Raw genomic sequence first — 20,914 nt, 5'->3', positions numbered from 1 at the left:
GCGGCCAATCACCATCGGCTGGTCGGGGTCCCCATGCAGGAACGCCACCAGCACCTCTTGGCCGATGCGGGGCAACGCCACATGGCCCCAACCCGCCCCGGCCCAGCTCTGGCACACCCGCACCCAGCAAGAGCTGCGGTCGTCGTTGCGGTCTTCGCGGTCCCAAGGGAACTGCAGACGCACCCGGGCATGCTCATCGCAATAGACTTCTTCATTGGCCGGGCCGACCACGGTGGCGATTTGCGGGCCTTCGATACACGGCTTGGGCAGCAGCGGGGCCTGCCATTGCAGGGTGTCGGGAATCAGGGTGGCGGTCAGGCTGTAACGGGTGCCGACACGGCTGTCGGCGGACTCTTCTTCCAGGGCGGTGTGCTGCTGCCCGCTGTGGTGGATGTGCAGGGCGCGCCAGCCGATATTCATGTCTTCGCGCGGGTGACCGACCAAATCAAAGGCCAAACCCGGCACCAGCCGTGCATCATCACCCGTCACTTCAACCGTGCGCGCATCGCTGCGCAAGGCCAGCAGGCGGGTGCGGGTGAAGGGTTTACCGGCGTTGTCATGTTTGTAACGACCGGGGTAGTCGTAGCGTTCATAACCGCTGGATTGATGGTCCAGGTGCAGCGCCTGTTCTTGCTGTTCCAGGTTGTAATGCGGGTGGGTGAAGGTGTAGTCGCGCTGAGTCTGCTCACTGCTGCGCACGTGCTCGCGGTAGATAAAGCTGTGCAGGGCCGGTTGCGCGGGATCGCCGCCGGGGTTGGGCGTGTACACCAACGGCTCATCCTGCAAGATGCCGAAGGTGGCAATGTGGTCAGCCAGGATCAACGAATGCCCGGTTTCACTGTGCTGAAAGATCGACAGCAAGCCTTCTTCGGCGGCCAGGCGCTGATAAAACACCAGGTCCAGTTCGCCAGCCTGAACGCAGAATTCACGTGTTTGATGGGGTTCGGTCAAGCGTTGGGTACAACTGCCCCAGTGGCGATCCTTGAACAACTGCTGGAGGATCTGCGGCACGCTGCGCTGCTGAAAGATGCGCCAGTCTGATTGCAGGTTGGCGCGGGCCAACTCGGGCTCGATACGGGCGCGATACCAGGTGCGACGAAAGCCGGTTTTGCCCTGCTCGAACTGGCTGATCAGGCCGTGCACGTACCGCACGGCCTGGCCGCCCTGAAAGAGGGTCAGCGTGGCGGGTTTGTCCAGCAGGGTGGCGAAGTCGGCATTGGCGGATTCACTGATCAATTCAACGTTTAAACAGAAAAGTTCAGAGATGCCTTCGCTCAGTTCAAATGACACCACATCAAAGGCAATGTCGGCTGTTGAACTGAAGGTGAATCGCACATCCTGTGAAGAGGGCATGATGGCTCCCGCATATTAAGTGCATGGGCAGGTTTGAATAATGGGTATTCGGGCATGTAAGTGCCCACGCTTAAATAAACGTGAAAGTGTTTATAAGTGCGCTTGTTTGGCGCGAATCACCTGTTTCCTATATGTGATAGGCAGGATGTTTTTTGTTTGTTTATGCAGCAGGTCTGTTTTTATAAATACACACCCGTTAACACGTTTAAATGTTGGCTTGTTGGCCAGTTTGAACAGGCCAGGTGAATTCGCTATCGCGTGCAATATTGACCATGTGTAAAAGGTGAAAAGACTGGTTGCTGGCATATAACGCCATAAAGTGCGACAGGACACTGCCGAACACCTGTAAATCGCCCTCGCCACTGAAGGCTGCCGGATCGACACAGAGCGTGGTTTGGCTGCCCCGCATCGGGATGCCCTTGAACACGTAGTCTGTGGGCTGGTTGCTGACCTTTTTGATGCCCTCCAAGCGGTGCTGGGTGGCCCGCTGATGTTGCAGGTCATGGGGGGCGATAAAGTCGTAGACCTGCAACACTGCCTTCAGCGCGGCGGGTGAGGTCAGGGACAGTCGGTTCAGCGACAGGTTGGAGATCAGCGCCCAATGCGTTTCACCGTCAAACACGGGCGGGTATTGACGTGTCGGCCGGGTCAGGTTGCGGTACGTGGCAAAGGGCGGTGTGGTCTGAGTCACCAGGCAGATATCACCGATTTCCAGTTGTTGGGGTAAATCATTGTTGGTGCAGGTCAAGGCAATATTGAGTTCTTCACGCTGGCCCAGGTAAGGACGCTGATTGCCGTGTATCAGGCTAAGAGTATGCCTGGCCTGCTGCGTGAGCAGCTCGGGTTCAATCGTCAGGTTGTAATAGGCCGCTTCCTGTTCGCTAGCGGTTTCGACGCGATGGACCAGCGACTGATACGGCTCGAAATGCCGCTCGGGCTGTATTGACTCGGGGTCACGCTGACGGGCGCTCACCCGATCAACGCTGAAAATACTGTAAGCCTGCGGGCGCCGGGTGCGCGGGCGTACGATTTGATTCAGTTCTGCACCGTCCAGCAAAATAGGCTCGGCCGCGTGCTCAAACAGGTTGATGGCAGGGGTGCAGTACAGGCAGAACGTCTCGGGGCTGACCTCTACGAAGGTGGGCATCGGCCTGGAAAAATGCAGTTCCAGGCGCACGGTTTCGCTGGTTTGTTCGGGCCAATGGCGCTTTAGCCCTTTGAGCGTGAACCCATGGAAACGCTCGGGAAAGCAGAAATACTCCTGCAGCAGGCGATAGCCGTTCTGATGAGGAGCAAAGCCAGGCAGCAGCGCGTCATCGGGGTCGAAGCCGGCAAAACTCAAGATGTTTGGAGGCAAGCTGAGTTGATGATCACCGATGCCCAGGCTGATTCTCTTGAGGTGCTGTGAGAGCCATTGGTATACCACCAGCGCGTTGGCGTTATTGACGCCGAGGTGGAAATCCAGCCGGTCGCAGTTGATCTGGTTCCAGGGCTGTTGCGACAGGGCTTGCAGCTCAAGGCTGATAACGGACTTTTGCACGCTGTGGGAAACACTGGCGCTGCTCACCACCATCGGGTGCAGGTGCACGTCCGTACAGGTGCGGAAGGTACAGTTCACACCATTGACCGGCCTGGCATGCAACAGTGTCCCCTTGGGGATGATCTGCGAGCCGCTGAGCGCATGTTGCACCGGTTCAAAGCGCATCAGCGTGGTGCTGGGCAATGGCCGCAAAGCATTCGGGGCGACCATTTGCAGCAGCGGGTGGGTGAGTTCGGGCAGATCATCTTCGATTTTCATCGCCAGTTTGGCGGTCAAAAAAGCGAACCCCTCCATCAATCGCGCCACGTCCGGATCGCTGGCGCCCGGCCCTAAAAACGGTGCCAGTTGCGGATTGTCCTCAGCAAATTCGCGCCCCAACTCCTGGAGGTCGCGAAGTTCTTTCGCAAAGCGATCTTTCAAGGACATGGCGATACCGTTTAATAAGGGGTTGAGTTGGGCGGTCAGTTGCAGGGAGCCTGCGTAAGAAACTTCCTGCAACTAATAGTTAATAAGTATTGATGATGCATTCTCTGTTGTTTTTTTGTTAATAGGTGGTGTCAGATTGAATGTCGTTGATGTGGGTACTTATCCCTACATAAAGCGAGTCTAGGCAGGCGGCTATGCAGTCACAACCATCAAGCAAAAATCAGGAGCAGGCTTACTTGTGATAATGTTTTTGTCTGACGGCTAATTCCTACATAGGAACTGTTTAGTGAAGTTTTGTATTTTAAATAACCTCAGGCCTCGGTCATGTGCAGTTCATCCGTCAGTGCATCCACCAGTTCTTCCAGGCTGTTAAAACGGCGATTGCTCACCGAACCAAACAGGGAGTGGTCAACGTAGGGTTGGTTGCCATCCATCAGCAGAGGGACATCGAAACGCTGGTGGTGTGTGTTCAGGTAATGCACAAAAACGTTACCGGGAGGCCCGTAGGTGAGGGTGAACATATTGGGGCTGTGGATGCGCGTAGTCACAGAAAAGCTGTTACCTACGGAAGGGACACGCACTAACAGTTCGCAACGGGCGTTTAATTGGTGAGTGCGCCAGGGCGACGGAATGATGAGGCCTGAGTCACGGGTGGTTCTCATGGGCAGCGTTGCCAGTCTACCTACCACGCGGATGCTGGTCGCGTTGCTCAGGTTGGCCAAGCCCGGTATGCCTTGAAACGTATTGCAGTGGGCGAGTCCCACCAGGGCCAGCCAGCGGTTCGAGCCATACTTGCGTTGATCGAATGCTATTTTTTTATGGGCGAAAAAATTGAACATCGTGACTCGATCAAGTTGGTCGGACAATGTCTGCGCTGCCCCTGGCGGGGAAAGGTTGCCTATTTCGAGTTGTGAGCAGGCTGCGCTATCAAGCGCCATCACGCTTATCCCCTGCGCATGAGCCGCTTCAACCAGTTGCGTGAAGTTATGAGGCGTGTTGGACAAGTTGAAATGAGCGTCCAGCCATTGCAGACGCTCTTTGAGCAGAAGTGGCATTGGCATTGCCGGCGATGTGTTGAACGTATCCAGAAGCTCTTGATGAACTTCTGTAATGAGAAACTCTATGTAAATACGCTCCAGCGACTGCCTCTTGAGTGCTGACATGTTCTCGATCAACAGTTTGCGCGTCAGGGCGATGTGGTGAGTTTCACCGATGACGACACTCTTACGCTGACTGAACAGATGATCAAACAGAGGTTCAGGCAACACATTTCGCGGCGGTATCACCAGCGCCCCGGCTTTCTCCTTGAACGTTGAGTAGAACAGCCGCGCGTGTCTGCGCAGTCGAGCCTGGATGGCAAAGAGGTGCAGCATGCTTGCTGACATGCTCTGCGGCAGGGTCAGGGTTTGTGCGCCAATACTGAAAGCCCCGGGCAAGCCCCTATTAATTGCCGGGAGTAACGCACGATCAGTCATGGGCAGTTCGTAATCTTGGTGGGTGGTATCCAATGGGCCTTTTTCAATCGGATTCATACCTCCCCGTAGCCTGGGCAGGGGCTCTGCCTGCCAGGTGTCCAGATGCGTATTCTCAGACAGTGGATAACGCAGGGTTTTCAGAGCTGTGCTGGGCGGATAAATAAAACGTTGGCCCTGAGCCACATCGATCAAGTAATACTTGCCGTCGATCAACGCATAATGCTGTGCACCGGTTTTGCTCTGGTACAGGTTGCCTTTGATGTGATTCAGTTCTGCAGTACGGACTTGTGCGTGCATGCCAGAGAGGTCGGGAGGAGGGCTGAGTGCGGCCAAGGCACGGAGTTTGGGCGCGCTCGGGGGGAAGTATCGTGCACCTGTGATAGACCACAGCGCCCTGGCTGCGGATTTTGAGGCGCCTGCCTGCTTGAGCAGCAAAAATACTTTAGTGATGCTGTGCAGGGTCTTCGAAGCGGTCGCGATGGGCAGCATCAGCACCAGGTCCAATGCCAGGTCTATCCCGAAAGTCAGCTTGTTCCACAGTGATTGCTCTTCGACCTCGGCGTTGCTGGTTGAGTCGTGGTCGGCGTTGTGGCGCAAAGTTGAGACTCTTTGTTCATACAGCGCATTGTGAAGCGGCTCATTGATTGCAAAGGTATGCACGGTCTGAAACGGATTGCCGACCCGGCTGCGGGCACTGAGCAGCAGCTCGTCGAGTTGCCGGGGCTGCTCGGTCATTGCGGCCTGCCCCGCTTTGGACAGATGCTGCAGGATGTAGCGCCGCCATTCGAGCGATTCAGCCCATTGCTGCATCAGAAACTGCTGCATAGCCTCGAGGTTGGCAAACTCCTTGAAGGTCTGCTCGTTCGGCGCGCCTGGTGTGTACAGGATGACATTGGGTATGGGCCGGCGTTGCTCAAGGCTGATGATCAGCACGTCATTGAGCGGATGACCATTACGGGTGCTGGGTGAGTTGGCAATCAGCATCGAGCTGGCGATGATGCTGTGCCCCCCACTTTTTTACGGCTTGCCAGGGTGTCGGCTTCGACGATGGCTTGCAGCCACTGGTGACTGCGCAGGGGGTTGGTTTGCAGCAAACTGCGGGTGTCCAATTGCGCTGCCAGAGTCGAGCACGCCAAGCTGGCGAGGTGCGCATCGGCCCAGGCTTTACGCAGAGCGGAGCCGTCAGTGATCAACCGCGTTTGTAACAGTTGGTCGTAACTTTCGCTCACATCCAGTCGCTGGACCAGCGACTTCAAATAGCTTTGATCAAATTCTATGAGTTGGCCGGAGGGCTCTTTAAAAGTAGCGGACATTGAGGTTCTTTTACCCGTGAAGAGGGTGTAAAAGCTGACATCCCAAGGGTCAATGTTGCGCAATGCCAGCGCCGTCAAGGTCAAGGTCAAAGTGTGACTTGGCCGGGTTGCCGGGTCCTCGGTAGAGGACACGTGGTCGGGGCCAACGCCGCCCCCAAGGCTGGCGGGGTTAAAGGAGTGAGTGATGCTGACCTGTACACGATCTGGATCGATCGCCTTGTCGGGGTAGTCGATGGCCAGTTGTCGAATCAGCGCCGTGCGGGCAAACACCGCCAGGGTAGGGATGTTCGCCTCGTTGAACAGCTTGGCGAAAATTTGGTTGGACGCCAACTCGGCCACCACCAGTTTATCCAGCGCTTGCTGATCTTTGGCGCTGGCGGCCAGGTACCACGACGGCAGATTGGCGTCGATGTAGCGCCTGCCACGATCCACCAAGCGGTTACGAATATCCACCAGCGGACCGATGTGCGCCAGGCGATTGAAAAGTTCATACACCTGTTCGGCGTTGGATTCGTGTCGGGGCAAGCAGCTCCAGCCGTGGGCAATGTCTTGTTTTTGCAGGGTCAAGAGTGAGCGCACAGAGTGCTCGAAGATATTTTCAGATACCTGCGCGTAAGCAAACGTTATATCAGTGGTTTGATAACTCTGGGCTCGGGCCTGGTCTTGCCAACAGACGGTGCCCAGCAATCCATCGACAGATTCAGGCTCAATGAACCGCGAGCGCAGCGCTTGATCCAGTGCCTGCAGCGAGCTGAACAGATCCAGGCCTTTGTCGGGGGTGAACAGCAGCATGGTGCCCAGATCGGTACTGGCGCCGATAACCCCAGTGGGCGTTTGGCTCGAGACCACGAACACCCCGGCCAAAGGAATGTCAGCCTGCTTATTTTTGCCTTTGATACTCACAGAGAACGTGGCCGGCCGTTGTGCCACGGGCAGTTGCTCGCGGAGCTGGCTGTAAGGCTTGCTGATAAGTGTATCGATCAGCGCTTTGCCGGACGCTTCCAGGGTGTGATCCGCGACCCGCAGCATGGCCTCGGTCGCGACCGCTTTGCCCAGTTGCTCTACCAGCCATTGTTGGCGTGTGAGGGGTTTGCCGGGGGCAAAGGCTGCGCGCCAGAAGTCATCCAGTTGGCGCTGGTAATAACGATCTGGATACCGGAGTAAATCATCAACAAACTGCTCGAAGGCAGGTGTGCCGGCCGTGGTCAGGTGAACGGTGCGTTTACGTGTCGGGGAAGACGGGTTTACTTCGTCACGGATGGTCTTTGTGAAGAACCGATAGACCCGATTGGTGGTCTCGAAATGTTTACCGCCCCAAGGGGTGTTGTTGAACAAGTCAACCATCCGCTGGGCTGTGGCTGGTCGCGGCCAGTCAACCAGGGTTGAACCCGAATGCAGGGTGAGCAAGATGCTTTCTTCATAGTGCACCGCGTCCAGGGCAATCGGCAGGGGATGCTTGAGGAATGACTGCTGGGCCCGCGCGTGAAGCAGGCCCATCAGCACCTCGCGTGCCTCGGGTAGCGCATCCAGCAGCGTTTTCAACGCCTGCTGGTACTCAAACAATTGATTCAGGCTTTGTGCCTGCAGAGCCTCAGTGGAGGAGGGTGTTGCAAGGGAGGTGGGCATGTGTGCTCCTGGGGGTAAGTTGCCAGGAGAAGACGCTACACAGGTTGAGCGGGACGCTTGATATAGGTAAATGCCGCCACGCCTCGATCACGCTGTGACAGGCAGAGATTGATAGCCAGGCTTAATGTTCGGTTAAGCGCGCGACTGCTCGTATGCCGCTGTCATGATTTGCCAGGTGGGAGCATCCGCGGGAATCAAATGTTCGATACGCAGTGACGTGACGGTGATGTCTAGCGGCATGCCGAAGGTGGTGAAAGTAGACATAAAGCTCAACTCGCCCTGCGGGCATTTAATCCGCGTCAACACCAGCGGGGGCAGTTCGCCGGGGCCTGTTTCAGGGGTGTCTGGTGCGGGCAGGCCCTCCAGTATTCTGGCCAGAGCGGGGTTGCCCAATGCTTCGCGGGTTGCGCGCTGCCAGGCAACATGGCGGATTTCGTCGGCATTGATCAAATGATCGCCCAGCCCGCCGGGCTGTAGCAGCGTGACTAACAGATTCAAACCATGTGCCGAATCACTTGGCAGGCCGACGAGGTTGAACAGCACTTGAGTGCTGGCATTGGCGGCCAGCACTTCCCAGTGGCTGCCCAGCACAATGGCCGGGGCCGGATTGTTGGCATGCAGGACATGGGTGATGGCCTCACGGACCGACTCCATGGCGGGCGAGGACAGCGGGGTTGCTTCATAGCGGGGCGCATAACCTGCCGCCCGGAAAATACTGTTGCACTGCTCAAGGGGTGCTTCGAGGGCCATCAATAAATGATGCAGCGTGGCGGGGCTCGGCTTGGCACGCCCGGTTTCGATGCAACTTAGATGACGCTGGGAAACACCGGTGATCAGAGAAAGCTCCAACTGGCTCAAGCGGGCGTGGCGGCGAAGCTCACGCAACAGTGGGCCTGCGGTGGTCGGGGGCATGGGGCGCTGAATCGGTGGGCTGCTCATGGGCGAACTCTGGCAGTGCAAACGGGATTAGTCCATGACCTGTGAGGTCATTGCTGAGCAGGCAAAAGTATCACTAACGTGGGCCTCCCATCAGCCGTTGCTGTTTTCCTGGATGAAAACATGAAAAGACCGTATCTCGCCCTTGTCGCTTTACTGGGTTTCTCTGTGTACACGGCCTATACCCTGTGGCTGGCAGAGCAGCCACTGATTGAGTTTGGCCTTACCCTGATGTCCAGCCCGGACACCGCTCAAGTGGTGATTGACCTCTATGTGATGGCGGCCCTGGCGTGCGTATGGATGTACCGCGATGCGCAACGGCAGGGTCGCTCTAAGGTCTCGCTGTTGCCTTATTTCATGCTGACGGCTGTATTCGTATCCATCGGCCCGCTGCTGTACATCGTGGTCAATGGCTTTAAAAACAGGGCGCAGCCATGAGCAGCGTGTTGAGCGTCTACGCGCTCTGCGTGGTAGTGCTATGCGTGAAGATGTTTGCGCTTTCCTGCTATCAAGGCTTCTATCGCATCAAGTCCCTGGCCTTTACCAATCGTGAAGACGCGGGTTACTTCAACCACCCGGTCAGCCCACAGGAATTGGCGCAAGTTACTCGCGCTGCTAAAGCTTGGGCTAACGACCTGGAGAACATCCCTTTGTTCTTTGTATTGGGTGGTTTGTGTTGTGCATTGGAGACCTCGAGTGGTGCCTCGATTTGGCTATTCTGCATGTTCTGCGTTGTGCGGGTGTTGCACTCCGTGTGCTATCTGGCAGGGTGGCAGCCTTGGCGAACCGTGACGTATGCCGTCGGCATTGTTTGTCTGTCGGGGCTGGGCGGTATGGTTGGACTTAAGGCGGTGGTTGCGCTGAATATGGCGTGAGCAACTGCGACTCACAGGTGATTAATCTGCTCGATGAGCCTTTCGCAGGTAGTCGACGTCTTGGAACAGGCCCTTTGAAAGGACGCAAGTGATGACAACTCCAGCCTTGGCGCGTGAAGTGTCTGTGGTGCTCTATCCCGGCTGCATTTTTTTCGAAATTGCGTTGGCCCTTGAGCAACTGTCAGGCCATTACGTTGTGCGTTTTTATACCCCTGAGGGCGAGTCCCATAAAAGCTCTCAAGGCTTTGAGCTGCAAGTCGATGGCGATTATGCGGCGCTCGCAAAAGCTGAAACAGTCGCGGTGCTGGTGCCTGGCGGTGATTCGCGGGGGGTATTAACCTCCGGTTCGCTTATTGTTGAGGCGTTACACAAGCAAATGCAGCGCTCTGTGCTGATGGCCGGGATTTGTGCGGGTAATTTGGTGCTGGCCTACGCCGGTGTATTGAAGGGACGTCGTGCTACCCACAACTACACGCAAGAACATGCTCATACGGACAAGGTTGAGGCAGCAGCCCGGTACTGGAGGGGTAGTTTTTTCGAAAGGGCCAATATTGTGATTGATGACAATGTGATTACTGCCCAGCCCTGGGCCTATCGAGATTATGCGGCGGCGATTGCGGTGTATTTGGAGCTGATGCCAGCATCGGTCGGCGAGGCGCTGGCTACGTACACAGAGCGACGTCGATACGTTGAATAAATACCTTGGGTAACAAGTAGCTTTCAATGGCTGAATTAAACGGAGTGCGCCTTATGGAAAAAACAATAAGAGTTGCTGATCAGGGCGATATCGACACCATTTTTGATATTCGAACCCGTGTTCGGGAAAACCATTTGTCACGTGAGCAATTGGCAGACATCGGCGTGACGCCAGACGCGATCCGTGAAGCTATTGCCCAGGCGCCCTGCATTTGGGTTGCCGAGGTCGATGGCATCCCTGTCGGGTTTTCCATGGCTGATCTGCAAGACGCGTGTGTGTTTGCCGCCTTCGTTCTGCCGGACTACGAGGGGCTCGGACTGGGTCGCCTGTTGATGGCCAAGGTCGAGGCCTTTCTCTTTGAGCAGCACTCAACCATATGGCTGGAAACCGCTGAAGCCAGCCGCGCCAATGGCTTCTATCGAGCACTTGGCTGGCAGCCTGTGAAGAATCTGCCCGAGGGTGATATCCGCTTTGAAAAGAGCATCCCAACCCTTCGTAGCAGTTGACGAGCACCGCGAGGCTACGTAGCAGTTTCAAATGACACACCGCAGAGCATGGTTTTACGACTGCTGCGCAGCCGGACGTAGCCTCGCAAAGCTCGTCAACTGCTACGGGTATGTCTTCATCGGTTTTAAGGCCGTGTTGTCAATTTGCCAAGTGGTTCAAGCAATCGTCGATTGCTCTGCATTCAGAGCGCCGAAAACTTTTTTTTGTGATCTTGGCCCTCTAAAATGGCGACCTTGAATCGCTGATAGACATCGGTCTTTTGGATACCTGAGGGGCAGCACCTGCTATGACTACTACTTCAAAACCTCTGATCGTTATCACGGGTGCGAGCTCCGGGATCGGTCTGGCAACCGCACGTCTGCTCTCGAGCGAAGGCCATCCATTGCTGCTGCTGGCCCGTAGGCTGGAACCCATGCTGGCGCTGCAACTGCCTAACACGTTGGTTTTGTCGGTAGACGTGACCGACCGCGAGGCGGTGGTTAACGCGGTGAGACAGGCCGAAGAACAATTCGGCCCGGTGGATGCCATCGTCAACAATGCGGGTGTGATGCTGCTGGGCAGCATGAGCGAACAGAACCCGTCTCAGTGGGACACGATGCTCGACGTCAACGTACGCGGCCTGCTCAACGGCGTACTGGCCGTGGCAAGCGGCATGGTTGCGCGCAAGCACGGCACCATCATCAACATCGGTTCGGTGGCCGGGCATAAAACCTTTCCGAATCATGCCGTCTACGTGGGCACCAAATTTGCGGTCCACGGGTTGTCCGAAAACCTGCGTGAAGAACTCTCTCCAAGCAACGTGCGGGTCGTGACCATCGCGCCAGGCGCGGTAGAAACCGAATTGCTGGGCCACACCACAGACGAAAGCATCAAGGACGGCTATCAAGAGTGGAAGCAAGGCATGGGCGGTGTTGTGCTGTCGCCGGAAGATGTCGCCAGAGCCATCAGCTACGCCTATTCGCAGCCGCAAGGCGTGTGTATTCGCGAAATCGTCATTGCGCCAACCCGTCAGGAACCTTGAGTCCCTGTTAACGTTTGCCAGCAAGCTGCGCCCATCGCCAAAGTGGTGGGTTGGGAGTGACCACCATGAGTGATCGTCAGATCATCGTTCCAGACACCATGAAACTGCTGGCTGAGCGCGCCGGTTATGCGCCCGCGGTCAAAGTAGGTACAACGCTGTATTGCGCAGGTCAGGTCGGGCGCGCGGCGGATTTACAGGTGATAGAAGACCCCGAACAACAGTTTCTGGCTGCCTGGGAAAACCTTCGCCAGGTGCTCGCAGCCGGTGGCTGTAGCTTTGAGGATGTGGTCGAAATGACCACCTACCACATCGATATGAACCAGCACATGCTGCTGTTCAGGCAGGTGAAAGACAGCCTGTTCCCCCGCAACACCTGCGCATGGACCTGTATTGGCGTCAGTGAACTGGCCAAGCCCGGTTTACTGGTGGAGATCAAGTGCATCGCCGTGCAGCGATCAGCGTCTGCGAGGGACTAAGCTCAGAACTATTCCACTAATCAGCGCAGCTCTGACGGTGCCGTTCATGCTATAAACGGCGCCCAAAAAAAGGAGCTGCAGGTTATGGATATCAAATGCTCGGTGTTTATCGCTGCCAGTGTCGACGGTTTTATTGCGCGGGAAGATGGCGATATTGAGTGGCTGCACTCGCCTGAGTATGACTGCCCTGCGTTGAATGGCCTCAGCTACGAAGACTTTATGAACAGCATCGATGCGCTGGTCATGGGGCGCAAAACCCTGGACAAGGTGCTGTCATTTCCTGAATGGCCCTATGCGAATAAAGCGGTCATCGTGCTGTCCCGTCAAGGCGTGAGCCTGCCTGAACCCTTGCAAGGCAAGGTTGAAGTATTGGCAGGCGAGCCGGCCGATATCGTGGCGCAATTGGCGGCTCGTGGTATGAAGCATCTGTACATCGACGGTGGGCAGACCGTTCAGGCTTTTCTTGCGGCGGGCCTGATCAATGAGCTCGTCATCACCCGCATTCCTGTGCTGCTGGGCCGGGGTATCCCCTTGTTTGGCCCGCTGGGCGCCGAACAGAAACTACGCCTGATCGACTCGTCGATGTCCGATAACGGCTTTGTGCAAAGTCGCTATCAAGTGCTTTGAGTGCCTTTTAGTGTCAACCCCCAGAACACCAGCGCTGCCAGACTGACGCTGGCGCCCAGCGCGCAAACGCCCGTCCACCCATACAGCGTGTAGAGGGTGGTCGAGGCGAGTGCGCCGAGGCCGCTGCCCACGGCATAAAACAGCATGTAGCAGCCAACGACCCGGCTGTGCGCGCCCGTACTGGTACTAAAAATCATGCTCTGATTGGTGACATGAATGGCCTGGGCGCCGAGGTCCAGCGCCACCACGCCAAGCACCAGCCACAGGATGGACCAGGGGGTGAGCGCAAGCATCAGCCAGGCCAGTATTAGCAGCGCCAGTGATAAACCGGTGGTCCATTGACCCAGACCTCTGTCAGCCAATATGCCTGCACGTGCCGCTGCTAATGCGCCGACCACACCGACCAGACCAAAGGTGCCGATAGTGGTATGCGAAAAGGAGTAGGGCGGGCTCGTCAGCAGAAAAACCAGCGCGCTCCAGAAGATGCTCAGCACCGCAAATATAAACAGTGCAAGCATGCCGCGGACTTGCAGGACGCGATCGTTTTCCAATAGCGTGAACATTGAAAACACCAGCTTCGGGTAGGGCATGGGGGGCGTAGAAGGACGCTGCGAAACCAGTGATCTGCAAAGCGTAACCGCCAGCGCCATCATCACCAGCGCCGCGCCCAGATACACCCAGCGCCAACCGGCCATGTCCGCGATCAATCCGGCGGCCAGCCGTGACAGCAAAAGACCAATAACGACCCCGCCCTGAACTGTCCCTACCACGCGCCCGCGTTCTTGCGGCAAACAGGCCGTCGCGGCATAGGCAATCAGGCCTTGGGTCATGGCCGTACCCATAAGACCGATGGCCAGCATACTGACTAACATCAACGTCGGAGAGTGCGTCATGCCTGCGCAAAACAGTGCGCCGATCAGCGCGACAATCTGCATCAACATCAAGGAACGACGGTCCATCTGGTCGCCCAGCGGCACAATCAGCAGCAACGCGAGTACGCTGCCGACCTGAGTCGCGGTAATGACTCCGCCAACCGCTGCCTGGCTAATGGCAAAATCTGTGGCCACTTGATCCAGTAACGGTTGGGCATAATAAACGTTAGCGACGCTCAACCCGCTCGCGCAGGCAAATAGCCCCACCAGGCTACGCGGCATGGGCGTATTCACGGGTTCAGGCATTAAGGGGCGGGTGGACAGGCATTGATCAATGGGCATAGTCGAACCTTTGGTTAATCCAGTCTCAAAAAAAGACTGATTTGATTCTAGGTCTATCAGTCTTAAAATGAAACTGCTTTTTTGATTCGATCTGATGTCCGACACACACCAAGGAACCGGCATGAGCAAAACCCACAATCTTTCAGCGCAAACCTGCCCTGTGGCACGAACAGTCGACTTGATTGGCGATCGCTGGTCATTGTTGATCGTGCGCGATGCCTTCGATGGCGTGCGCCGGTTTGGCGATTTTCAAAGTGGTCTTGGGGTGGCCCGCAGCGTTCTGACCCAGCGCCTCAAGGCGCTGGTTGATGCGGATATTTTGCAAGTGCGTCCGGCGTCCGATGGCACGTCGTATCAGGAGTACGTGCTGACAGCCAAGGGCGAGAGCCTGTTTACCCTGGTCGTGGCGCTGCGCCAATGGGGGGAGCAGCACCTGTTCGAGCCACATGAAGCCCATTCGCGACTGCTGGATACCGTGACACAGCAACCGTTGCCGCTCATGCAGCCAGTGGCGGCAGATGGGCGGGTGATTGCTGCGGAGCAAACCCGGGTCGATAAAGAGGTGTTGTAAATGCGTTTTACCGCTTGATCGCCTGCGCCGCCTGGGCAAGGCGCTGTGTAGCGCTGCGGATCTCCTCCTGATTGAGCGAGGCGAAGCCCAGGCGCAGGGCATTTTCAGGGTGACCGTCGGGTGAAAACTGGCGAGCGTTGCGTATGACCAGATCCAGCTCCAGGGCTTTTTCAACCAGTTGGTTGACGTCGATTGAGTCAACGAACCTGACCCACAGCGCCAGTCCTCCTTCTGGTTCCTGTACGGATATCTGCTCGGTAAAAGCTGCCCGCAGGCAACTGAGCAGCGTGTCCCGGCGCTGGCGGTATTCTCTGGAGACCCGGCGCAGATGCTTCTTCAGTTCGCCGTCGTTGATCAAGTCCGCCAGCATCCGCTGCATGACGGCATCGCCTTGGCCCAAGGTCACCGCAGCGGTGCGCTCAAGGGCCTGGATGAGGTTCGGCGGGGCAACGATGTAGCTGCAACGAAACGTGCTGCCCAGCGATTTGGACAGCGAGCCGATGTAGATCACATGACGCTGCGCGCTGTCGCTGGCCAGAGGCAAATAGGGGCGCCCGGCAAAGTGGTACTCATGGTCATAGTCTTCTTCGATGATGCAGAAGTCATGCAGTCGGGCCAGTTCCAGGAGTTGCTGACGACGCCCGGCACGCAGGCTGACGGTGGTAGGGAACTGGTGGTGAGGGGTGAGATAGACCATCCGCACGCTGTGCCGCCGGCACAATTCTGCGAGCTGATCGACACGGCAACCTTCATCGTCCAGTTCCACGGTGACCAGTCGTGCGCCCAACTGGCGGAAAATTTCCCAGGCCGGGGGGTAGCTCAGGCGTTCGACCACCACCACATCGCCGGGCTTAAGCATCACACTGGCCGTCAGGTACAGGGACATCTGCACACCTTGGGTCAAGCAAATCTGCTGCGCGTCCACCGTCAGGCCGCGATTATGGCGCAGCATTTCGGCCAGGGCTTTGCGCAGGTACTGACTGCTGCTCTCGCTGCCATGGCGCACGGTGTTGGTGGTGAAGCTGTTGCGCAAAGCGTTGCGGTAGTAACGGTGCAGCACTGCTTGGGGCAGCAAGCGATGGTCAGAGGCGCCATTATCGAAAAACAGTGCCCCGGCCTGATGTTGCAGCGCGATGACTTGTTCGCCCGGGTCGAAATAGATCGCGGCCGGGGTTGGCTTGAGCGCCAGGGCAAATGACGCGGGGGCACTGGGGGCCGCAACTTTTCCTGGCGCCAGTTGCGTGCTTACAAACGTGCCGCGACGCTGAAGGCTGACCAACCAGCCTTTGGTCACTGCCTCTTCGTAGGCAAGGATCACTGTCTTGCGATTAACGTCCAGCAGGCGTGCCATTTCCCGCGTACCGGGCAGCAGCGTTCCGGGGCGCAGACGGCCTTCGACAATCGCGCTCACTAACCCTTCGATAATCTTTCTGTATGACGCTTGCGGCTGCGCGCCATCGAGTTTAAGCAGCGGGCGCCATTTGCGAAGCTGGACCATATGAATTATCCAAAACTGGAGGTTCTTGGGGGCCTAGTCTAACGCAACAATCGAACCTCAATTGCCCTGAGGTGTTTATGCAGAACCGCCATGTCGTAGAGCTGTTGCCCTCGGGCAAATCCTTTCAAGCCGCCGATCAAGTACTCCTCGACTGCATGCTCGCCAGCGGTCTCGCGGTGCCGTTTTCTTGCAGGCGCGGTGCATGCGGGTCGTGCAAGGTCAAGGTGGTTTCAGGTCACTACCGCGCAAAGCAGCTCGCGCCAGACGCGCCAGCCCCTTGCTACCCGCTGGCGGCGGACGAGATGTTGCTGTGCCAGAGCCATGCCTGCAGCGACCTGCGCCTGGAAATACCCGGATGGTCGTTGGACGCGCCGGTGCGGGACGTCAGCGCACGGGTGATCAGCAAGCGGGCACTGAGCGTGGATATCGTCGAACTGGTTGTGCTGCCCGCTCAGCCCCTTGAGGTACGCGCCGGCCAGTACGTCAGATTTCGCCTCGATGATGGCGATAGCCGCTGTTTTTCCGTGGCCAATTTGCCTGCACAGGACCAGGGTCAGTGTGTGTTTCATATTCGTCAGGTCAGGGGCGGCGTGTTTTCCGAGGGTATTCTGGCAGCCCTGCAAGTGGGCGATGTGCTCTCCCTGGAAGGCCCTGTCGGCGCGTGCACCTGGCAGCATGAGGATGAGCGCCCGGTTGTGTTGTTCGCCACCGGGACCGGGTATGCCGGCATCAAGCCGATGCTGCTAACGGCGTTGGCCCGTGACGCCGAAGTTACCTTGTATTGGGGTAATTCAGCGCCACAAGACTTCTACGATGCTGAGTTTCTGGAGCAGGCCAGCCGCGCCCATCCACGTTTTAAGTGGCATCGGGTGCTGTCGGCAGATGCCCGCGTACAGAAGGTCGCGCAGGCGCAGCCGCACAACTGGGCCGATAGCCAGATCTATGCCTGTGGCAATAACGCGATGATCAATCAAGTGCGTGAAACCTGCCTGGCTTCGGGTGTGCAGGCCCATCGGTTTGTCGCTGAAGCCTTCGTTCCCAGCGGTACATTACCGCCAGCTTCATCACCGAAGGCATTGGACCCGGTGCTGGAAAAAGTCGGCCCACGCTACTCACTGGATGGCATGCTCGCTGCCCGTGAGCAAACGGTACGGGCATTGGCTGCCATCGCCGAGCAATTGCAAGTCGGCATGACCACGGCACAAGCCCTCGACATGGCCAGCCAAACCCTGCAGAGCATGGGGGCGTCGCACACCTGGCACCCTACTTATATTCGCTTTGGCGATGACACCATCCGCACTCCGCGCCAAGGCATTGACCCACAGCGCACGCTGCGCGCCACCGACATCGCGGTCGTCGACCTTGGCCCGGTGTGGGACGGCTATGAAGGGGATTATGGCGACACGTTCGTCTTCGGTGAGCACCGGCTGTATGAGGACTGCGTCAAGGCGTTGCACCAAGTGTTCGACGAAACCCGCGACGCCTGGCACCGCGGGCTAACCGGGCGCGAACTCTATGACTTTGCAGAGCAAAGCGCCCACACCAAAGGCTGGCGCCTTGAACGCAACCTGGCCGGGCACCGCATTGCCGACTTCCCACATGCCTTGTTCGGGCAGGACAAGCTGGCAGAGATCGAGATCGTCCCGAGCGAAATGGTCTGGGTGCTGGAAATTCAGCTGTGTCACCCCACAGAACCGGTCGGGGCGTTTTTTGAAGACATCCTGATTGGCGAGCAACGGAGTCGCTGACAAGCAACCCAGGCTGCGATGCAGACCGCAGGACCGCCGCTCAGGTGAGCGGCGAATCCCCAAAATCTACAGATCGCCAGCTCCTGTCTGTTTCGCATGTCAAAGACTGTCTGGCTTCTTCTTGCTCCGTCGACAACGCTCCGAGCAGTAGCGGACATCCTCCCAGCAGCGAGCCCATTTCTTGCGCCAGCTAAACAGAAGCCCGCAGGTGGCGCAGGTTTTGACGGGCAGCTCACTTTTTTTCACAACGATTCACCGTTGTCCAAGGCAGTGAGCAACAACTGGCCGCGTTCCCACAATGCCTGTTGTTTGGACTCAGGCATGCGGTCGAGGTTTTTGTAGATCATGCCCATACGCTGGTTGCTGCGCAGGCGGTCGCCGTGACGCATCAAGAAGTGCCAATATAGCGCGTTGAACGGGCAGGCGTCGTCTGTGGTGCTTTCGCTCACTTTGTAGGCGCAGCCACGGCAGTAGTCAGACATGCGCTTGATGTATTGGCCACTCGCGCAATAGGGTTTGGAACCCAGATAACCGCCATCGGCGTGCATGACCATACCCAGGGTGTTGGGCAGTTCCACCCAGTCGAAGGCGTCCATGTAGATGGCCAGATACCACTCGCAGATTGCGCTCGGGGCAATTCCGGCGAGCAGGGCGAAATTGCCGGTCACCATCAGCCGTTGGATGTGGTGAGCGTAGGCGTGCTCAAGGCTCTGGTTGATTGCCTGGCGCATGCAGTTCATCTTCGTTTTGCCCGTCCAGTAGAACTCTGGCAACAGCCTGGTATTACCGAAAGCATTGCCGTGGGCATAGTCAGGCATCTTCAGCCAGTACACGCCCCGCACATACTCACGCCAGCCGATCAATTGCCGAATAAAACCTTCGGCGGCGTTGAGCGCAATATTACCGGCCCAGTACGCCGACTCCACATCGCTGCACAGCTGGCGAAGATCCAGCAAACCAATATTCAGCGCCGCGCTGATACGGGCATGAAACAGAAAAGGTTCATCGCTGGCCATGGCGTCTTGGTAGTCGCCAAAGGCTGCCAGGCCCCAATCGAGGAAGTAATCCCAAAGCGCCTGAGCTTCGCCGTGAGTCACCGGATAGTCGAACGCCTCGAGAGCACCATAGTGACTGGAGAAGTGTTTTGCGACTAACGCCAGCACCTCCTGGGTGATTGCATCCGGGGTAAAACGGGCGGGCGAGGGAGGCCTGACGCCCTTGGGCAATGCCTTGCGGTTTTCTGCATCAAAGTTCCAGGCGCCGCCAACCGGGCTGCCGTCACCATTGAGCAACAACCGGCTCTTGCGGCGCATCTCGCGATAAAAGAACTCCATACGCAGTTGCTTTTTACCGTGCGCCCAGCGAGAGAACTCGGCACGTGAGCACAGAAAGCGATCATCGCCATGCCAATGTACAGCCAAGCCGCAGTCCTTGATGGATTGCTCCAGACGCCAGTCGCCGCACTCTGTCAGGTGGATTTCATGCGGTTGAAGCAGTGCCTGCCAACGGTGCAGTTCACTGGGTACTGAACCGGTATTGTCCGGATCATCCAGCTTTACGTACTGCACCTTGATGCCCCTCTGCTGCAAGGCTTCGGCAAAGTGGCGCATCGCGCTGAAAATCAGGGTGATTTTTTGCGGGTGATGGGGAACATGACTGGCTTCCTCCATCACCTCGACCAGCAGCACTGTATCGCGCTCTTTATCCAGCCCCTGCAGTGAGGCCAGCTCGAAAGATAATTGGTCGCCCAGGACCAGGCATAACCGGCCAGGCTTGGCGTTACGGTCCGATGGCGGTGTGGCTCTCATCTGCAGAATGCACTCAAGGATAGTGAGTGCGAATTCTTGTACAAAACAAATAGTTTGTACAAGTTTATTGTGAAAGCATCCCTCACTCAGCCGACCGTGGCGTGACGACGTTGCCTTTAAGATCAAAAGATCGCGAGGCAAGCTCGCTCCTACGGATTGTATTGATCGTCGTAGCAGTTGCCGAGCTTGGCGCGGCTACGTCCAGGAAGAGTGAATGGGATATCGTGTCGATCCGCTCAACCCTCCAAGGAAGCCAATGCTCAGTTCACTCATATCAAACGGTCAGCCTCAATCGTCTGCCCCATCAGATCTGATGGTCCCTTGGTGGAGCTTTACTAAAACAGTCCTGGCTGCGACGGCTTTAACGTTAGTACGTGACAGGCTGGTCAGTCTGGATGAGCCAATACTTGATCAGCCGTTCACATTACGCCAGCTACTGCGGCATGAGGCGGGCCTGGCTGATTATGGTGAACTTGTTGACTATCACACAGCCGTTAGCAACGGCGAACCAGCCTGGTCTGCTGATGAAATGATGCAACGCCTCGACGGTGCCCGACTTCGATACAGTTCCGGAACCGGTTGGCGGTATTCGAATGTGGGTTACTGGCTTATTGGCAGGCTAATTGAGCGCCTAACTGATCAGACACTTGAAGAAGCGGTGCTTCAACGGGTGCTTGCCCCTACGGATCTGTCAATCGTTCGCTTTGCCAAGACACACGCAGACCTGCAAGCATCCATTCTCGGAAGCGCCTCAACTTATGATCCCGCCTGGGTGTATCACGGTTTGTTAATCGGCCCTGTCTCGCATGCGGCGCTATTTCTGGACCGACTCTTCTGCACAGACTTGCTACCTACAGCCTTGCTTCAGGACATGCAGACAGCACGAATAGTCGGTGGCCCGATTCCAGGGCGACCCTGGATCACACCGGGCTATGGCCTGGGGGTGATGCAGGGAGCAATTGCGGGTGGATATACCCTCTGTGGGCACACAGGCAGCGGGCCTGGCAGTGTCATTGCTGTCTACCGTATAACCGATGGCGACACAGCGGCTTGTTGCGCTGCTTTTGAGCAAGGCGCGAGTGAGGGTGCTGTGGAAGCTGTTGTGGTTGAGCAACTGATGCAAGTTTTGCGGCAGGGGAGTTGAAGGCACGTGTTTCAGCAATCGCTGGACTCCGTAACCTGCACCCTCGATCCAGACACGCC

General features: G+C 57.1%; 19 protein-coding genes. 10 read left to right on the top strand and 9 right to left on the bottom strand.

Annotation, left to right across the window (positions count from 1 at the left end; translation table 11 throughout):
- The 5 genes from tssI to GHO32_RS17560 all read right to left on the bottom strand — a co-directional run.
- Positions 1-1,353 (bottom strand): type VI secretion system tip protein TssI/VgrG (gene tssI / locus GHO32_RS17580; RefSeq protein ID WP_153335425.1); only part of this gene is annotated, 1,353 nt, incomplete at its 3' end.
- 205 nt (positions 1,354-1,558) lie between these two features.
- Positions 1,559-3,319, bottom strand: a complete 1,761-nt coding sequence (gene tssF / locus GHO32_RS17575) for a type VI secretion system baseplate subunit TssF (RefSeq protein ID WP_153335426.1) — start codon at positions 3,317-3,319, stop codon at positions 1,559-1,561.
- Positions 3,320-3,630: 311 nt separating this feature from the next.
- The gene (locus GHO32_RS17570) at positions 3,631-5,778 is read right to left on the bottom strand and encodes a membrane-targeted effector domain-containing toxin (RefSeq protein WP_153442938.1); all 2,148 of its coding nucleotides are present in this window, start codon (positions 5,776-5,778) and stop codon (positions 3,631-3,633) included.
- Entirely contained in the window at positions 5,772-7,733 is a 1,962-nt protein-coding gene (locus GHO32_RS17565) for a dermonecrotic toxin domain-containing protein (RefSeq protein ID WP_153442935.1), read from the bottom strand. Before GHO32_RS17565 ends, GHO32_RS17570 begins: the two co-directional genes overlap by 7 nt.
- Positions 7,734-7,865: 132 nt before the next feature.
- Positions 7,866-8,672 (bottom strand): helix-turn-helix domain-containing protein, encoded by an 807-nt coding sequence (locus GHO32_RS17560; RefSeq protein ID WP_153335428.1) that lies wholly within the window; start codon positions 8,670-8,672, stop codon positions 7,866-7,868.
- 120 nt (positions 8,673-8,792) lie between these two features.
- Here GHO32_RS17560 and GHO32_RS17555 point away from each other — a divergent pair, with 120 nt between their 5' ends.
- The 7 genes from GHO32_RS17555 (at position 8,793) to GHO32_RS17525 (ending at position 12,872) form a co-directional block, all read left to right on the top strand.
- Positions 8,793-9,107 carry a DUF2834 domain-containing protein gene (locus GHO32_RS17555; protein ID WP_153335429.1) on the top strand — a complete coding sequence of 105 codons (315 nt, stop codon included), beginning with the start codon at positions 8,793-8,795 and terminating at the stop codon, positions 9,105-9,107.
- Positions 9,104-9,544, top strand: a complete 441-nt coding sequence (locus GHO32_RS17550; RefSeq protein ID WP_153335430.1) for an MAPEG family protein — start codon at positions 9,104-9,106, stop codon at positions 9,542-9,544. The genes GHO32_RS17555 and GHO32_RS17550 overlap by 4 nt, the downstream gene beginning before the upstream one ends.
- Before the next feature lie 91 nt (positions 9,545-9,635).
- Positions 9,636-10,241, top strand: a complete 606-nt coding sequence (locus tag GHO32_RS17545) for a DJ-1/PfpI family protein (protein ID WP_153335431.1) — start codon at positions 9,636-9,638, stop codon at positions 10,239-10,241.
- A 53-nt stretch (positions 10,242-10,294) separates the two neighbouring features.
- Positions 10,295-10,747 carry a GNAT family N-acetyltransferase gene (locus GHO32_RS17540; RefSeq protein WP_153335432.1) on the top strand — a complete coding sequence of 151 codons (453 nt, stop codon included), beginning with the start codon at positions 10,295-10,297 and terminating at the stop codon, positions 10,745-10,747.
- 287 nt (positions 10,748-11,034) lie between these two features.
- Entirely contained in the window at positions 11,035-11,769 is a 735-nt protein-coding gene (locus GHO32_RS17535) for an SDR family oxidoreductase (protein WP_123749358.1), read from the top strand.
- 65 nt (positions 11,770-11,834) lie between these two features.
- A complete protein-coding gene (locus GHO32_RS17530) occupies positions 11,835-12,245 on the top strand; it encodes a RidA family protein (protein ID WP_153335433.1) in 411 nt (136 codons plus the stop codon).
- A gap of 84 nt (positions 12,246-12,329) precedes the next feature.
- Positions 12,330-12,872: a dihydrofolate reductase family protein gene (locus GHO32_RS17525; RefSeq protein WP_153335434.1), complete on the top strand. Its 543-nt coding sequence runs from the start codon at positions 12,330-12,332 to the stop codon at positions 12,870-12,872.
- On the opposite strand, the gene GHO32_RS17520 is transcribed toward GHO32_RS17525, so the two are convergent.
- Positions 12,860-14,086, bottom strand: a complete 1,227-nt coding sequence (locus tag GHO32_RS17520) for an MFS transporter (protein WP_153335435.1) — start codon at positions 14,084-14,086, stop codon at positions 12,860-12,862. The two genes, GHO32_RS17525 and GHO32_RS17520, sit on opposite strands and share 13 nt — an antisense overlap.
- 121 nt (positions 14,087-14,207) lie before the next feature.
- Between GHO32_RS17520 and GHO32_RS17515 the strand changes: the two genes are divergently transcribed.
- The gene (locus GHO32_RS17515) at positions 14,208-14,657 is read left to right on the top strand and encodes a helix-turn-helix domain-containing protein (protein WP_123749354.1); all 450 of its coding nucleotides are present in this window, start codon (positions 14,208-14,210) and stop codon (positions 14,655-14,657) included.
- A 7-nt stretch (positions 14,658-14,664) separates the two neighbouring features.
- Here the strand turns inward: GHO32_RS17515 and GHO32_RS17510 are convergent, their stop codons facing one another.
- On the bottom strand, positions 14,665-16,155 hold the full coding sequence (locus GHO32_RS17510; RefSeq protein WP_153335436.1) for a PLP-dependent aminotransferase family protein: 1,491 nt from the start codon (positions 16,153-16,155) through the stop codon (positions 14,665-14,667).
- Positions 16,156-16,232: 77 nt separating this feature from the next.
- On the opposite strand from GHO32_RS17510, the gene GHO32_RS17505 reads away from it, so the two are divergent.
- Positions 16,233-17,903 carry an NAD(P)H dependent flavin oxidoreductase family protein gene (locus GHO32_RS17505; RefSeq protein ID WP_153335437.1) on the top strand — a complete coding sequence of 557 codons (1,671 nt, stop codon included), beginning with the start codon at positions 16,233-16,235 and terminating at the stop codon, positions 17,901-17,903.
- 99 nt (positions 17,904-18,002) lie between these two features.
- Here GHO32_RS17505 and GHO32_RS17500 read toward each other — a convergent pair whose 3' ends face one another.
- Complete coding sequence (locus tag GHO32_RS17500; protein WP_368668338.1) at positions 18,003-18,149, bottom strand: DUF2256 domain-containing protein; 147 nt, start codon at positions 18,147-18,149, stop codon at positions 18,003-18,005.
- On the bottom strand, positions 18,146-19,711 hold the full coding sequence (locus tag GHO32_RS17495) for a cryptochrome/photolyase family protein (protein WP_153337968.1): 1,566 nt from the start codon (positions 19,709-19,711) through the stop codon (positions 18,146-18,148). Before GHO32_RS17495 ends, GHO32_RS17500 begins: the two co-directional genes overlap by 4 nt.
- 256 nt (positions 19,712-19,967) lie before the next feature.
- Here GHO32_RS17495 and GHO32_RS17490 point away from each other — a divergent pair, with 256 nt between their 5' ends.
- The gene (locus GHO32_RS17490; protein WP_153335438.1) at positions 19,968-20,855 is read left to right on the top strand and encodes a serine hydrolase; all 888 of its coding nucleotides are present in this window, start codon (positions 19,968-19,970) and stop codon (positions 20,853-20,855) included.
- The last annotated feature ends 59 nt before the right edge of the window (positions 20,856-20,914 follow it).

This window comes from Pseudomonas sp. FSL R10-2189, from assembly GCF_009600325.1.
GTDB lineage: Bacteria > Pseudomonadota > Gammaproteobacteria > Pseudomonadales > Pseudomonadaceae > Aquipseudomonas > Aquipseudomonas helleri.
Note: the sequence above shows the minus strand (reverse complement) of the source record. Positions and strands in the feature narration are given on the sequence as shown.

Excerpts from the sequence above, each read along its gene's own strand:
- tssF (WP_153335426.1), bottom strand. The coding sequence starts at position 3,319 with ATGTCCTTGAAAGATCGCTTTGCGAAAGAACTTCGCGACCTCCAGGAG.
- GHO32_RS17570 (WP_153442938.1), bottom strand. The coding sequence starts at position 5,778 with ATGCTGATTGCCAACTCACCCAGCACCCGTAATGGTCATCCGCTCAAT.
- GHO32_RS17565 (WP_153442935.1), bottom strand. The coding sequence starts at position 7,733 with ATGCCCACCTCCCTTGCAACACCCTCCTCCACTGAGGCTCTGCAGGCA.
- GHO32_RS17560 (WP_153335428.1), bottom strand. The coding sequence starts at position 8,672 with ATGAGCAGCCCACCGATTCAGCGCCCCATGCCCCCGACCACCGCAGGC.
- GHO32_RS17555 (WP_153335429.1), top strand. The coding sequence starts at position 8,793 with ATGAAAAGACCGTATCTCGCCCTTGTCGCTTTACTGGGTTTCTCTGTG.
- GHO32_RS17550 (WP_153335430.1), top strand. The coding sequence starts at position 9,104 with ATGAGCAGCGTGTTGAGCGTCTACGCGCTCTGCGTGGTAGTGCTATGC.
- GHO32_RS17545 (WP_153335431.1), top strand. The coding sequence starts at position 9,636 with ATGACAACTCCAGCCTTGGCGCGTGAAGTGTCTGTGGTGCTCTATCCC.
- GHO32_RS17540 (WP_153335432.1), top strand. The coding sequence starts at position 10,295 with ATGGAAAAAACAATAAGAGTTGCTGATCAGGGCGATATCGACACCATT.
- GHO32_RS17535 (WP_123749358.1), top strand. The coding sequence starts at position 11,035 with ATGACTACTACTTCAAAACCTCTGATCGTTATCACGGGTGCGAGCTCC.
- GHO32_RS17530 (WP_153335433.1), top strand. The coding sequence starts at position 11,835 with ATGAGTGATCGTCAGATCATCGTTCCAGACACCATGAAACTGCTGGCT.
- GHO32_RS17525 (WP_153335434.1), top strand. The coding sequence starts at position 12,330 with ATGGATATCAAATGCTCGGTGTTTATCGCTGCCAGTGTCGACGGTTTT.
- GHO32_RS17520 (WP_153335435.1), bottom strand. The coding sequence starts at position 14,086 with ATGCCCATTGATCAATGCCTGTCCACCCGCCCCTTAATGCCTGAACCC.
- GHO32_RS17515 (WP_123749354.1), top strand. The coding sequence starts at position 14,208 with ATGAGCAAAACCCACAATCTTTCAGCGCAAACCTGCCCTGTGGCACGA.
- GHO32_RS17510 (WP_153335436.1), bottom strand. The coding sequence starts at position 16,155 with ATGGTCCAGCTTCGCAAATGGCGCCCGCTGCTTAAACTCGATGGCGCG.
- GHO32_RS17505 (WP_153335437.1), top strand. The coding sequence starts at position 16,233 with ATGCAGAACCGCCATGTCGTAGAGCTGTTGCCCTCGGGCAAATCCTTT.
- GHO32_RS17495 (WP_153337968.1), bottom strand. The coding sequence starts at position 19,711 with ATGAGAGCCACACCGCCATCGGACCGTAACGCCAAGCCTGGCCGGTTA.
- GHO32_RS17490 (WP_153335438.1), top strand. The coding sequence starts at position 19,968 with ATGCTCAGTTCACTCATATCAAACGGTCAGCCTCAATCGTCTGCCCCA.